The sequence below is a fragment of the Acinetobacter sp. YH12108 genome, from assembly GCF_013419055.1.
Taxonomy (GTDB): domain Bacteria; phylum Pseudomonadota; class Gammaproteobacteria; order Pseudomonadales; family Moraxellaceae; genus Acinetobacter.
In genome coordinates this window covers 33400-48297 of record NZ_VPAW01000007.1, presented here as the reverse complement: position 1 = coordinate 48297, position 14898 = coordinate 33400, and the positions used below count along the sequence as shown (strand labels likewise).

Sequence of the window (14898 nt, the reverse complement as noted above, 5' to 3'; positions counted from 1 at the left end):
GCCATGCAAGTAACTTCTGAAGCGGTTTCGGGCGTTGCCCGTCGTTTAAATGTTTCTGTACCGACGAGCCGTATTAATGAGCAATTTGAAGCTCGTTTAAAACGCACTGCTAAAACTGCGAAGATCAACGGCTTCCGTCCAGGTAAAGTACCTGTAAACGTAGTTCGTCGTGAATACGGCGCTGGTATCTACCAAGAAGTTGTCAACGACATCATTCGTGACACAGTTTTCGAAGCAATCCAACAAGAAAAAATCAACGCTGTTGGTATGCCAAACATCGAAAAAACTGAAATGAAAGATGATGCTTTAGTTTATGAAGCGACTGTTGAAGTTTATCCAGAAGTTGAAGTGAAATTCGAAGGTCTGGAAGTTGAACGTAAAGCGTCTGAAGTAAATGATAAAGACGTTGAGAAGATGATTGAAAATCTTCAAAAACAACGCGCTTCTTGGGCTGAAACTAAAGGCATGGCTAAAAAAGACATGCAAGTAACTTTCGACTTCGAAGGTACTGTTGATGGCGAAAAATTTGAAGGCGGCGCTGCGCAAGACTTTAAACTTGTTTTAGGTTCTGGCCGTATGATCCCTGGCTTCGAAGATGGCATCATCGGTATGAAGAAAGGCGAAGAGAAAGTGATCGATGTTACTTTCCCTGAAGATTACCAAGCTGAAAACCTTGCTGGTAAACAAGCTCAATTCAAAATCAATGTGAAACTTGTTGAAAAACAAAAACTTCCAGAAATTGATGCTGAATTCCTGAAAATTTTCGGTATTTCTGAAGAAGATGGCGTTGAAAAACTGAAAGCTGACGTTCGTAAAAACATGGAACGTGAAGTGAAAAACGGCCTTCGTAACCAGGTTAAAGGCGCAACTTTCGATGCACTTGTAGCTGCAAACGAAGTTGAACTTCCATCTGCAATGGTTGCTCAGGAAATTGACCGTCAACGTCAACAAATGATCCAGCAGTTCACTCAACAGTTCGGTGCTCAAGGCGCGAAAGCATTTGATTCAAGCATGCTTCCAGATGACCTGTTCAAAGAACAAGCTGAGAAATCAGTTAAACTTGGCGTATTGGTAAGCCGTATTCTTGCTGATGCGAAAATCGAAGTAGATCAAGCGCGCGTTGAAGCTTATATCGAAGACATGGCTTCTTCTTACGAAGATCCAAACGAAGTGATCGAATACTTCAAGAATGACAAGCAACAACGTGCTCAAATCGAAGCAGTTGTACTTGAAGACCAAGTTGTTGATCACATTCTGTCATCTGCTAAAGTGACTGATGCGACTGTAAGCTATGAAGACTTATTGAAAGAGCAACAAGCTCGTCAACAAGGCTAATTCAAGCTTTCCATAAAAAGGCGCTTCGTGCGCCTTTTTTCATATTAGTAATTTCTTGACATATCTGATTTTCACAAAACTAATGCAAAAAATATGATGGAATTATTCGCGATTATTTTGCAATTTCATTGATTATCCCTCATATTGTGATTATGGATTAAGTCACAAAAATTTAGGAATAAATAAACCTATGTATGTTCCAACGATTGAAAACGCTTTAGTGCCAATGGTGGTAGAACAATCCTCTCGTGGTGAGCGTTCTTTTGATATTTATTCACGCCTTTTACGTGAGCGGGTAATTTTTCTGACAGGTGAAGTTGAAGACAATATGGCCAACCTGATCGTTGCGCAAATGTTGTTTTTAGAAGCTGAGAACCCAGATAAAGATATTCATCTATATATCAACTCACCGGGTGGTTCGGTGACTGCTGGCATGGCGATCTACGATACCATGCAGTTTATTAAACCGGATGTTGTGACTTACTGTATGGGTCAGGCAGCATCAATGGGCGCATTCCTGCTCAATGCAGGGACTAAAGGCAAACGTTACTGCCTTGAAAATGCACGTGTCATGATTCACCAGCCTTTGGGTGGTTTCAAAGGCCAGGCATCAGATATTGAAATTCACGCACGTGAAATTCTGTTCATTAAAGAACGTTTAAACCGTTTAATGGCTGAACATAGCGGTCAGGACTATGAAAAAGTGGCACGTGATACAGACCGTGACAACTTCATGACTGCTCAGCAAGCGAAAGAATACGGTCTTGTGGATGAAGTTCTAACGAAACGTCCATAAGTTTTAGAGATTGAGATATTGGAGTAAATATGTCCGAACATCCTCAAGGACAAAAGCATTGTTCATTTTGCGGTAAAACGCAGTCTGAAGTCGGAAAGCTGATTGCAGGCGAGGACGCATACATTTGTAATGAATGTGTGGACGTATGCTTAGATTTGGTTCAAACCAGTCAACAGGTCGAAACCAATGACTGGGCGAACCGTCCTTTACCGAAACCGCATGAAATCCGTGCGGCGCTCGATCAATATGTGATTGGTCAGGACCTAGCGAAAAAGACATTATCTGTGGCCGTATACAACCATTACAAACGTCTGAAAGTACAGACCAATGGTAAGAAAGCAGATGATTCCGTTGAAATTGCCAAAAGTAATATCCTGCTGGTCGGTCCGACAGGTTCAGGTAAAACTTTGCTGGCACAAACCCTTGCCCGTCTTTTGGACGTTCCATTTGCCATGGCAGATGCAACAACCCTGACTGAAGCGGGTTATGTGGGTGAAGATGTTGAAAACATTGTACAAAAGCTTTTGCAAAAAGCTGATTACGATGTCGAAAAAGCGCAAAAGGGCATTATCTATATCGATGAAATCGACAAGATTACCCGTAAATCTGAAAACCCATCCATTACTCGTGATGTATCAGGTGAAGGTGTACAGCAAGCCTTGCTGAAAATGATCGAAGGTACGGTTGCTTCAATTCCACCACAAGGTGGCCGTAAGCATCCGCAGCAGGAATTCATCCAGATTGATACCTCGAATATCCTGTTCATCTGTGGCGGTGCTTTCTCAGGTCTTGAGAAAATCGTACAGCAGCGTCAGGAGAAAGGTGGTATTGGCTTTACTGCAGAAGTCCGTAATAAAGACGAAAGCAAAAAGCTGTCTGAATTGTTCCGTCAGGTCGAAGCGACTGACTTGGTGAAATTTGGTCTGATTCCAGAATTCATTGGTCGTTTACCCGTGATTGCGACTCTGGATGAGCTCGATGAAGAAGCTTTAATGCAGATTCTGACTGAGCCGAAGAATGCATTAACCCGTCAATATAAACATCTGTTTGAGATGGAAAATGTGGACTTGGTCTTTGAAGATTCAGCACTACGTGCGGTTGCGAAAAAAGCACTGGAACGTAATACTGGTGCGCGTGGCCTGCGTTCAATTCTGGAAAATTCATTGCTAGAAACCATGTATGACCTGCCGAGTCGTAGCGATGTAGGCACTGTGGTAGTCAATGAAGCAGTCATTAATGGTGAAGCTGCACCAGAATTTCGTGCTGAACGTCAACCACATGATGAGCCAGAAACAGCGTCGAAAGTTGATTTAAAGGTGGTGAATAGCAAATCTGCTTGATTGCTATTCGTCAGAAACGTGCGAAAACCCCGTGTTTTCGCACGTTTTTTATTTCCAAAAGATAAAAGCAGATGCTAATCTCAACATCTAGGCGTGGACGCCGAAAGCTATAAAAATATATCGCAAAGCACTTGCATACAAGAATAAAGACGCAGTGAGGGATAAGCATGCGTGGAGTCGCAATGGTGCTCATCGGCAGTTTGGCGCTGATGGGTTGTCACGGTAAAAAAGCCGTAGTTGAGCCTACACAGCCACTCAGCACTTTAAAAAATATTGATCTTGAAAAAAAACCGGGCTTTGTCGAACAGCATCGGGTGGGGATGTTTACGATTGGTGGCTGGGTCAACCAGAAACAGGGCAATCATTTTCAGGCAGTTAAACCTCAGCATGAGGACGCTGCAATTGTTTATTTATACCGCCCGGATTCCAAGTGGAACCGTCAGGAAATTGTCGCTGCCAGCCTATTTATCAATCAGCATCGTATTCCGAGTTTATTGCATAATCATCATTACTGGATTGAGCTACCTGCAGGCACTTATCGCTTGAGTACCAGTCGTCCTTTAGGTGCGTTGCATTTCCAGAAACCTAAGTATCTGGACTTTACGGTAGAAGCGGGTCAATCCTATTTTATTAAATATGATGAAGAAAATCTTAGCACCCGTCGTAGTGTTCCGGGACCTCTGATGCTGATGCCGAGCAGTGTGGGCCTTAATGAAATTGCTTTTACCCAGTTAAAATCGGACAGTTTTAACTTTTTTGCACAGGATCAGGAAACTGGGAAAATCCGCAAGAAAGCCCAGAAAATTAAGGCAACTGAATACGATCCATCTACAGATGTACAGTTAACCACACCGTTTAAACTCTGGGATCCAAGAACCTGGTAATTAATTTTAAAACTCCAATAAAAAAGCACCCATCTGGGTGCTTTTTTATCTAGCTTAAATTAGCCTGCAGCAGCGTCAACTACTGGAATCTTGCCAATCTTCGCTTGCCAGATTTTTGGAGCAGTCGCGTGTACAGATGTACCATTTACGTCAACTGCAACAGAAACAGGCATATCTTTCACTACAAACTTGTAGATCGCTTCCATACCCAGATCAGCAAATGCAACTACTTCAGCTTCACGGATTGCTTTAGATACGAGGTATGCAGCACCACCTACAGCCATGAGGTAAGTCGCTTTGTTGTCTTTAATTGCTTCAACAGCAGCAGGACCACGGTCCGCTTTACCAATCATGCCATAAAGACCAGTTGCTTCTAATACTTGGCGAGTGAATTTATCCATACGAGTTGCAGTTGTTGGACCTGCAGGACCTACAACTTCGTCACCTACTGGATCAACAGGACCTACGTAGTAGATAAATTTGCCTTTCAGATCAACAGGAAGTTCTTCACCGTTGTTCAGCATGTCTACCATACGTTTGTGTGCAGCATCACGACCAGTATAGATTGTACCGTTTAGAAGCAGCGTATCACCTGGTTTCCAAGAGTTCATTTCTTCTTGAGTAATGTTATCTAGGTCAACACGTTTAGAAGATGAAGAATCCCAAGTAACTGATGGATAGTCTTCAAGGCTTGGTGCTTGAATATGCGCAACGCCTGAACCATCAAGTGTGAAGTGTGCGTGACGGGTTGCAGCACAGTTCGGGATCATGCCGACTGGTTTACCCGCAGCGTGACAAGGGTAATCTTTGATCTTGATGTCTAGAACAGTGGTTAAACCGCCAAGACCTTGAGCACCAATGCCCAATGCGTTTACTTTCTCGAAGATTTCGATACGAAGTTCTTCAAGTTTGTTTTGTGGGCCACGACGAAGCAATTCGTCCATGTTGATCTCTTCCATCAATGCTTCTTTTGCAAGCATCATGGCTTTTTCAGCAGTACCACCAATACCGATACCCAGCATACCAGGAGGACACCAGCCTGCACCCATAGTTGGAACAGTTTTTAATACCCAGTCCACGATTGAGTCAGACGGGTTCAACATTGCCAGTTTAGATTTGTTTTCTGAACCGCCACCCTTAGCAGCAACAGTGATGTCTACTTTGTTACCTGGAACAAGTTTGTGATAGATCACAGCAGGCGTGTTGTCTTTGGTGTTCTTACGGCCAAAAGCAGGGTCAGCCAGTACAGATGCACGAAGTACGTTAGAGTTTTCAAGATAACCTTGACGTACACCTTCGTTGATCGCATCGTCCAGGCTCATGGTTAAATCAAATTTAACGTCCATGCCCACTTCAACAAATACGTTGACGATACCAGTATCCTGGCAGATAGGGCGGTGGCCTTCTGCACACATGCGTGAGTTAATTAAGATTTGCGCGATCGCATCTTTCGCAGCTTTGTTCTCTTCACGGTCGTACGCACGGCTCATCGCTTGGATGAAGTCTTGTGGATGATAGTAAGAAATGAACTGAAGCGCATCTTTAACCGATGTGATCAAGTCATCTTGCTTGATAATAGTTGTCATACAAATATCTCTTGAGCGGGCTGTTAGCTAGCGGGCTAAATTATAAGACAAATGAATCCGGTTGTGGGCGTTTTGCAGGGACATTGGCCAAAAGTTTATAGTTTAAGCAATAAGGAAAATTACTTTGGCTGAAAGATTGGTTAAAAATGACAGGTTTTTGTCATATTTACTGTCATATTTCAGCTTAAAATTTATTGGAATATAATTAAATATATTCTAAATATATGATTTTTATTAATTAATTAAAATTATGAAAATTTCATCATTGTCATATAACTGTCATAAAACTTTTACATAATGCGCTTATCAAATGAATGATGAGTTTTCTTTATGACCCTGACTAGTGTATTGATGGTAATTGCTTTTAGTCTTTATATCGCTGCTACTTGGTTCTACGGCCAGAAAGAAGATCAAGCTTAAGCTTTATCTTCTTTTTTACATTTTAAGAGCTAAAAAATTAGCCTATCTTCAAATCTTCAAATCTTCAAATCTTCAAATCTTCAAATCTTCAAATCTTCAAATCTTCAAATCTTCAAATCTTCAAATTACCTTAATAAAAAAACAATATTTCAATCATCTTGGCCTTGCCACAACACGCCTGTGACACAGTTATTTTTCTTCATTACATTATTAACCCAGAAAAACCCAAAGCCTGAAAACCCTTACACACAGCCAATTTTTTAGGGCTTAGACTGAGGTCTCTCAACTTCTATAAATAGGGCAATTGGAATGAGTAACTTTAATACAAATGACATCAAAGAACATGCTTCAGTAATTGCTTCAGATGGTACTCAAGTTGGTAAAGTGGATCATTTAGAAGGTCAGGACAAGATTAAATTGACAAGAAGTGATGACGAGAATAATGAGCATCATCTGATTCCGGTCAGCTGGGTAAGCGAAGTGAAAGATGACAGCGTGATCTTGAATAAAACAGCAGAAGATGTGCACAAAGAATGGACCACGGTATAAGCATGATCGTTGCCTGACTTGTTCTGGTTTGGCTTAAATAGTCAAACTGGATGCAAGCTTAAATAGGCACTCTGATCTGTTAAAGTGGTAAATGCCAGCCTGTTCGGCTGGCATTTATTTTGTATCATCAATCTTTTTATTTTAGTTTTATTTACTCATAGCGCGGATTACGAACCTGCATAATTTTTTGAGCTAGACGATCTGTAGATGATAGAACGCCTAATGATTACTGAGAAAACTTATAAATAGATCAATAAAAAAACCACCCGATCTTTTGACCGGATGGTTGTGGAGTAAGTAAAGAAAATTAACTAGCTTGCTGATCTGCCTGAATCGCAGTTAAGGCTATAGTAAATACAATGTCATCGACCAGCGCACCACGTGACAGGTCATTCACCGGCTTGTTCAAGCCTTGCAGCATCGGACCGACACTCACGACATTTGCCGCACGTTGTACCGCTTTATAAGTGGTGTTACCAGTATTTAGATCAGGGAAGATAAACACATTGGCACGACCAGCGACTTGTGAATCTGGTGCTTTCTGACGCCCTACACTTTCAACTGAAGCGGCATCGTATTGCAGTGGACCATCAATCAACAGATCAGGACGACGCTGTTTCGCAATCTCAGTCGCTTTCGCCACTTTTTCTACGTCTGCACCTGTGCCTGAAGTCCCGGTAGAGTAAGAAATCATGGCAATACGTGGATCAATGCCAAAGGCTTTTGCAGAGTCAGCAGACTGAATTGCAATTTCAGCCAGTTGTTCAGCATCCGGATCTGGATTAATCGCACAGTCACCATAAACATAGACCTCATCTGGCAGCAGCATAAAGAACACAGAAGAAACCAGTGAATATTCAGGCGCTGTCTTGATCAACTGGAAAGCAGGACGAACGGTATTGGCAGTCGTATGTACTGCACCAGAAACCAGACCATCCACCTGATCAAGTGCCAGCATCATGGTACCGAGTACGACAGTATCCTGTAGCTGTTCACGCGCCTGCAATTCATTGATTTTGCCTTTACGCAGTTCAACCATTTTTTCCACATAATTCTCGCGAATCAGGTCTGGATCAATAATTTCAAGATCGTGCGGTAATTCAATATTGCGTGCTTTAGCAACTTCAACCACTTCTTCCGGTTTTGCCAGCAAGATACAGTGCGCAATCCCACGAGATTGACAGATCGCAGCCGCCTGAATGGTACGTGGCTCATCACCTTCCGGAAGCACAATACGTTTTTTCGCAGTAATCGATTTTTGTACCAGTTCATGACGGAATGCAGAAGGAGACAGACGTGGCTTATAAGAACCATTGATTAGCTGTGCAATCCATTCTTCATTTAAATGACTGGACACAAAACGAGTGACCTGTTCAGCACGTTCAGTATCATCACATGGAATTTCATTGCTTAAATTGGCCAGACTTTGGGCAGTTTCAAAAGTGCTAAGTGGCGTATGCAGAATAGGCAGACCATGTTTAATCGCTGTCTGGCAGAACTCCAGTACAGCCGAATTTGGCTCATAATGTTCAGTCAGTACCAGACCTGCCAATGGAATGCCATTGCTGCTCGCTAAGCTACTTGCCAGCAAGACATCAATACGGTCTGATGCACTAATAATCAGTTCGCCAGCTACAAATTTATGCAATTCATGTTCAATGTTGGACGCAATTAAACTGCTGTGTAAGACACGGCGCTGTTTTGCTTCACCCAAGTTCACCCAGTCTGCTGAAATATGCGCTGCCAGGTCAGAAATACGTGGCACACTTAAAGTATTACTGAATGGAACCAGACCAATGACTGGAAGCTTTTCAGACCCAATATGGGCATGAGTTTTCTGAATAGCTGCTATAAATTTGTTGGTATCACTAATCAGACGTAAACTAGGATCAATGGTCACCGGGATCTGTGCAGAATCTTCCGGTAAGCCTTTGGTGCGCATAAACAATACGCCAGCCATACGAGTAGAAGAGGACCCACCCAAATAACGTAATTGGCTTTCAACTTTTTCAGCTGCCACTTCAGGCTGGTTGATATCAGCATTGCTGACAATGATGACTTTGGCATCGAGTGCCTGCGCCAAGGCTGCATTAAAGCTTGGCGCGAAGGTATCACGGCTATTGGGTACCAAACCTTCAACAATAATCAGGTCGTGATTTTTGGCAATCTCACGATGCAGGCGTACTGCATCTTCAAGCAATTCATCTGTTTCACCAAGATTAAAGCGCTGAATCAGACTTTCATAAGCAATCGGTTCAACGGTTTCACTTTGGGATAAATGACGATAGAGTGCTGTAGTGCGATCTGTATCCTGACTTTTTTCCTGTGAAAAAGGTTTCACAAAGCCTGCCTTTACCCCTTGGCATTCTAAAGCATATACCAAACCTAAACAGGCTGAAGTTAAGCCAACGCCTTCCCCGGTCGGCACCAATAAAATCGTTTTCATAAGTAATATCAGTCGCGCAATAATAGAAATTAGGTAAAAGGGAACCGGGCTTGCTTATGCAAGCGCAGCTTCAGGTTCAGACTTTTTTGCAGTGGCTTGCTCCACTTCATTCTCTACCACAGAATGAGTTTCTTTCGCGATTCGGCCTTCTTCATCAGTCGGAACTACCCAGATTTGTGGGCCTGTACCATTATCGATCCGGCCTTCAGTACCGCGCTTCAAACTGCTATTAGCGTCTTTATCCAGGTTGAAACCGAAATGTGGTAAATAAGCCATAGTTTTTTCACGGATATAAGCCGAGTTTTCACCAATACCACCGGTAAAGAACAGACCATCAATACGTGGCAGACCACAGCTTAAAGCAGCTAAAGATTTCGCCAGACGGTAGCAGAATACTTCAATCGCAAGAGTCGCATCTTCATTGCCTTGTTCTGAGGCTTCAATTAGAGTACGCATGTCATTAGACAGGTTGTCAGATAAACCAAGCAAGCCACTTTCTTTGTTGAGCATCTTGTCAATTTTATATACATCCCAGCCTAAGTTTGCAGCCAGGAAGCTATGCAAACTTGGATCAACATCACCACTACGAGTTCCCATCACCACACCTTCAAGTGGCGTCAGACCCATTGAGGTATCTACACTTTGGCCATTCCACACCGCACAGGTCGAACTACCATTACCGAGATGCGCTGTTAACCAGCCACCTTGCTTAAAGCTGCCCGCAAGTTCAGAACCGCGATCGGACACATAAGCATGGCTGGTGCCATGGAAACCATAACGACGTACGCCATATTCGGTATAAAGGAATTTAGGCAGGGCATAACGGTAAGCATATGCCGGCATGGTTTGATGGAAAGCAGTGTCGAATACTGCGACTTGTGGCAAGTCTGGGAATAAACGTTTAGTCGCTTCGATCCCGATCAGGTGAGCCGGGTTGTGCAAAGGCGCAAGTGGAGTTGCTTCGCGAATTTTTTCAATAATCTCGTCAGTAATTAGTTCAGCTTTGGTCAGGCTGCCGCCATGTACCACACGGTGACCAATCGCATCCGGCTTGTAGTTCGCCAGACGCTCTAAACCTACTTCTAACGCTTTTTTATGATCTGCAAAAGGAATATGAATATCGACTGGTTCATTGCCGACAGTCACACCTTTAATACGGGCATTTTCTGTGCCTAAGTTCTCAGCTAAGCCGTGAATACGGAAATTCTTTTCTTCAAGCAATAGGGCAAACTTGATTGAAGAAGAGCCACAATTAATAACTAATACTGATTTAGACACGATTGTTTACCCGATTCTAATTAAAATTCTCATCCATTTCGTTGACCTGTCTGCTGGCAAAAGCGACACAAGATAGGTCTGTGATCATGTTTTAACATGGGTTTTTTTACTGTCCTAGATAGACTTTAGCCGATTAGACTTAAGCATTATCGACCACAGCGACAATAATAATTAAAATTTATCAGTTCATAGTTTTCATTTATAAATAAAATACTGCTAAAAAATGATCTATTAAACTGTAGCTTATATTTCTTAAAAATAATGTTTATTTATTCTATCTTTTAGGTATGGATATGAAGAAATTATATGCAATTTTATAAAGGCTGCATATTTACTTGAGCATGTCTTTTATTCATTCAATGCATAAAAAATCAGCCTTGCGAACAAGGCTGATTTTATTATCTATTTACTGGCGAATCTGACCATCACCGAAGACTACCCATTTCTGGGAAGTCAGGCCTTCTAGGCCAACCGGGCCGCGGGCATGAATCTTATCCGTCGAAATACCGATTTCCGCTCCTAGGCCATATTCGAAGCCGTCAGCAAAGCGGGTAGAGGCATTGATCATGACTGAACTCGAATCTACACCAGCTAAAAATTCACGAGCGATACTGTAATTTTCAGTGATGATTGAATCGGTATGATGCGAGCCATATTTATTGATATGTTCAATGGCTTCCTCAACACCCGATACGATTTTAACTGCCAGAATCGGACCTAGATACTCGGTGTACCAATCTTCTTCTGTTGCGGCAACTACCTGATTGCCCAAGATACGCTGGGTTTCACGACAACCACGAAGCTCTACCTGTTTTTCCTGATACAGCTCAGCAATTCGAGGCAGGAAATCTTCAGCAACTTTTTCATCAACCAGCAAAGTTTCCATGGCATTACATACGCCATAACGATGGGTTTTGGCATTCAAAGCAATGGGTAGGGCTTTGAGCAGATCAGCCTGTGCTTCGACATAGACATGACAATTCCCGTCCAGATGTTTAATCACAGGTACACGCGCTTCTTCAGTAATGCGTTCAATTAAGCCTTTACCACCACGCGGTACGATCACATCGACATATTCAGTCAGGGTAATCAGCTGGCCAACTGCAGCACGGTCAGTCGTATTAATCACCTGAACTGATGCTTCAGGTAAACCTGCCACTTTTAAGCCATGCTGGATGGCAGTTGCAATGGCCTGGTTAGATTCCAGAGCTTCTGAACCGCCACGCAGAATAATCGCATTTCCAGATTTTAATGCCAGTGAAGCAGCTTCCAGAGTTACATTCGGACGTGATTCATAAATCATGCCCACTACGCCCAAAGGCACACGCATCTTGCCAAGCTGAATCCCTGTAGGACGGTAAGCCATATCAGTGATTTCACCAATTGGATCTTTCAGGCTGATCACATCTTTCAGGCCCTGTAACATACCTTTAAAGCGTGCGGGGTTGAGTTCTAAGCGATCAAGCAGGGCACTATCCAGATTGTTCTGGTGAGCTTTATTCATATCAATCTGGTTAGCAGCCAGAATAGCAGCTTGACTGTTTTCTAAAGCGGTATAAATTGCTGACAATGCGCTGTTTTTAGTTTGGGTAGACGCACGAGCCAAAATGCGAGAAGCCTGGCGTGCCTGCTGTCCTACCGTTTGCATATATTGTTCAATAGACTCTTGCATAGCGGTTCAATCACTTAGAAATTTCACTTTGATATTAACAGTCTGATGCCGGACAATGAAGCCCAACACTTAAAAATCATAAGCTTTTCACTGTTTCTAAACATTTTGAAATTGTTTTATCTTTAAAAGCAGATAAGTGGTTGTCGAATCAGTTGCTTGTGAAAAGCCGCTCTGTATAGAATGAAATGTAGCGACATAGATGTCATTGATATAATTACTACAGCGCAGGATGCGTGTTCAGGATAATCGGAATAATCCTGAAGCATAAGATCTGTAAATAATGACTTGCACAATAAAAATAAGGCAAGGACGGAGGAAAGGAATATGAATTCCATTATCCAGATGGATGCCCAAGCATTGGACCAACATAGCCATTACGGTTTTTTTGATCTTTATGATAAGCACAGTTTCAAGCAACCAGCACGTACGACATGGATCGATGGCTGGAAAATCGAGTATATGGCCATTGCGCGTCCTGATACTTTGCATATGCGCCCAATGGTGATTATTGGGGGAGCTTTTCAGAACTTTAATTCTTACAAATATTGTGTAGAGCAGTTATTTGATGCGGGACCTATTATTTTAATTGATTTACCTTCCATGGGGGCCAACCAGCAAATTACTAACGTTGATACCGGCTTATCTGCAGGAACACTTGAACTGGAAGATCTGGCAGCGATGCTAGGCCAATGGCTGGAGCAGATGCAACTGCCTAAGGTGGCTATTCTGGGAATGTCTCTGGGTTCAGTGGTGGCTTCCTGTCTGGCAGATCAGCGTCCTGAACTGGTAGACCGTATGATTTTGATGGGTGTAATGCAGAAAACCCGCAAAAGCTGGCGCATGCTGCTGGAAGAATCTCTGCATTTAATGAAAGAACAGCGCATGGATGAGTTCGGCCAAGCAGTAATTCTTTATCTGGTTAATCATGCACGTTTAAAGGAAACCCGCATGTCGCCAACAGCAAAACGGCTGTTCTTTAAGCAGATGTCAGAATTTACAGCGACAGAACAGGACCGCTATGACATCAACTGTAACCGTCTTTTAAGACTGACCAATGTACCGATTCCTCAATGCAAAGTTTTGGTGGCTTGCGGGCAATATGACAGCTTTACCTTGCCACATGAGAATGCCAATTTTGCCCTGCAATGTCCAAATATGCAGTATGTGCAGATTGCTTCTGCAGATCATGTACCTCAGTTACAGCGCCGTAAAGAAACCATGCATCTATTTGCAACTTTCCTGCGTGATGAGCCGGTTGATCAACTCGAAGGTATTATCCCGTTCACCCGTGAACAGATGCAGCAGATCGAACGACGTGGGGAAGAGCGGATTACGGTTCAAGATCCACAGCGTTATTTAAGTCATCGTCATTCTGATCTGGTATTCAAGGCAGAAATTGTCGATATGAATTTCTTTGGGGTGTTGCTGGAATTGGAACCTGGATTAACCGATCAGGCAGCCGCATATCCACGTGATCTGGCTTTGCATCTGGAAGATGAAGAAGGTGAGTTCAAGATCGAATGTCTGATCTTCGAACATGATGACACTCAGTTACGTGCCTTGTTCAAGCATGGTAGTTTTGATGTAGCAGAGCGTTTATTACGCTTTGTCCAGAAAGAGAAAGCAATTCAACAGGCTGAAGTATTCGATGCAGTCATCTAAAACAATAGAATTCATAAAAAAACAGCGTAATTAAACGCTGTTTTTTTTCACCGCATGAATCATCCAGACTAAATCGCCCAAATGTTCATCCTGTTCATAATGAGGACTCTGCTGTCGAGGTTCTGCAAAATAACGTTGTGGCTGTTCGACCTCCACCCGCATAAACCCAGCTTGCTGAAAAAACTGCTGTAGTTCTTGGGGCGATTTAAAATGAAAGGTGAATGCACTGCGTGAGATAAATTTTAGCAGACGACTACAAGCCCAGATAAAGCTTGCCAGTCTGTTTTTGACCGGTTCAGGGTAAATATCACTGAGATAATGCACCTCACTGAAACCTTGACCATATTCGTTAATACCTTTGAGCAAGGTAAACAGCATTTTTTGATCAAAGTAATTGATCAGGCCTTCATTAATAATGACTAAAGGCTGCTGCGGGTCAAAGACTTTAAAAATATTCGCCAGTTCTGCACTAAAAATATCGCCGCTCAATACTTCCGGGGCATCCTGATCAATCTGCTGCAAAGCATTAGTTTTGATCTTGGCCATATCGGGCAGATCCAATTCCCGATAATTAATCCCGGGAAATTTCTGTCTAAAATTCCAGCTGCGTGGGGATAAGCCACTGGCAATTTCCAGTACCTGTAATTGAGGATATTCACTAATTAACTGACCTAAGTGTTCGTCAATCATTTGATGACGCTGTTTCAGGGTGGTGCGCATACTGCCACCTACATGACGCTCAGCCCATGACTCCAATGGATGAACCAGTTTGGCAAGGAATTTACCTTTAGAGGTGGCAAATACCGGATGTGAAATCCCCATTTTGTACCAGATATAGCCGGTATAATGTGCGGTAAAAGAAATATGGCGGTGTTGCGAAAGAGATTCTGTCATGTCGTCCTGACCTTATTGTTGTTTTAATTCAATGCT

11 protein-coding genes are annotated in these 14898 nt (G+C 42.7%); 6 read left to right on the top strand and 5 right to left on the bottom strand.

The features are described 5' to 3' along the window. The first annotated feature begins 3 nt into the window (after window positions 1–3). The 4 genes from tig (at window position 4) to FTU46_RS05905 (ending at window position 4355) form a co-directional block, all read left to right on the top strand. On the top strand, window positions 4–1335 hold the full coding sequence (gene tig / locus FTU46_RS05920; protein ID WP_004781984.1) for a trigger factor: 1332 nt from the start codon (window positions 4–6) through the stop codon (window positions 1333–1335). A gap of 190 nt (window positions 1336–1525) precedes the next feature. Continuing rightward, on the top strand, window positions 1526–2131 hold the full coding sequence (gene clpP, locus FTU46_RS05915) for an ATP-dependent Clp endopeptidase proteolytic subunit ClpP (protein WP_004781985.1): 606 nt from the start codon (window positions 1526–1528) through the stop codon (window positions 2129–2131). A gap of 29 nt (window positions 2132–2160) precedes the next feature. Next, window positions 2161–3471 (top strand): ATP-dependent protease ATP-binding subunit ClpX, encoded by a 1311-nt coding sequence (gene clpX / locus FTU46_RS05910; RefSeq protein ID WP_180104542.1) that lies wholly within the window; start codon window positions 2161–2163, stop codon window positions 3469–3471. A 167-nt stretch (window positions 3472–3638) separates the two neighbouring features. Further along, window positions 3639–4355 (top strand): DUF2846 domain-containing protein, encoded by a 717-nt coding sequence (locus FTU46_RS05905; RefSeq protein WP_004781989.1) that lies wholly within the window; start codon window positions 3639–3641, stop codon window positions 4353–4355. Between the two features lie 59 nt (window positions 4356–4414). Here the strand turns inward: FTU46_RS05905 and FTU46_RS05900 are convergent, their stop codons facing one another. After that, window positions 4415–5941, bottom strand: a complete 1527-nt coding sequence (locus FTU46_RS05900; protein ID WP_005232211.1) for a fumarate hydratase — start codon at window positions 5939–5941, stop codon at window positions 4415–4417. Between the two features lie 729 nt (window positions 5942–6670). On the opposite strand from FTU46_RS05900, the gene FTU46_RS05895 reads away from it, so the two are divergent. Then, entirely contained in the window at window positions 6671–6910 is a 240-nt protein-coding gene (locus FTU46_RS05895; RefSeq protein WP_166136309.1) for a DUF2171 domain-containing protein, read from the top strand. 307 nt (window positions 6911–7217) lie between these two features. On the opposite strand, the gene pta is transcribed toward FTU46_RS05895, so the two are convergent. From pta to FTU46_RS05880, 3 genes are all read right to left on the bottom strand, one after another. Then, a complete protein-coding gene (pta, locus tag FTU46_RS05890) occupies window positions 7218–9356 on the bottom strand; it encodes a phosphate acetyltransferase (protein WP_180104541.1) in 2139 nt (712 codons plus the stop codon). 54 nt (window positions 9357–9410) lie between these two features. Next, a complete protein-coding gene (locus FTU46_RS05885; RefSeq protein WP_180017229.1) occupies window positions 9411–10634 on the bottom strand; it encodes an acetate kinase in 1224 nt (407 codons plus the stop codon). Window positions 10635–11040: 406 nt separating this feature from the next. After that, window positions 11041–12306, bottom strand: a complete 1266-nt coding sequence (locus FTU46_RS05880; protein ID WP_034703231.1) for a glutamate-5-semialdehyde dehydrogenase — start codon at window positions 12304–12306, stop codon at window positions 11041–11043. Window positions 12307–12630: 324 nt separating this feature from the next. On the opposite strand from FTU46_RS05880, the gene FTU46_RS05875 reads away from it, so the two are divergent. Further along, complete coding sequence (locus FTU46_RS05875; protein ID WP_179992394.1) at window positions 12631–13968, top strand: alpha/beta fold hydrolase; 1338 nt, start codon at window positions 12631–12633, stop codon at window positions 13966–13968. A gap of 30 nt (window positions 13969–13998) precedes the next feature. Here FTU46_RS05875 and FTU46_RS05870 read toward each other — a convergent pair whose 3' ends face one another. Then, window positions 13999–14862: a class I SAM-dependent methyltransferase gene (locus FTU46_RS05870; RefSeq protein ID WP_180010887.1), complete on the bottom strand. Its 864-nt coding sequence runs from the start codon at window positions 14860–14862 to the stop codon at window positions 13999–14001. Between the last annotated feature and the right edge of the window lie 36 nt (window positions 14863–14898).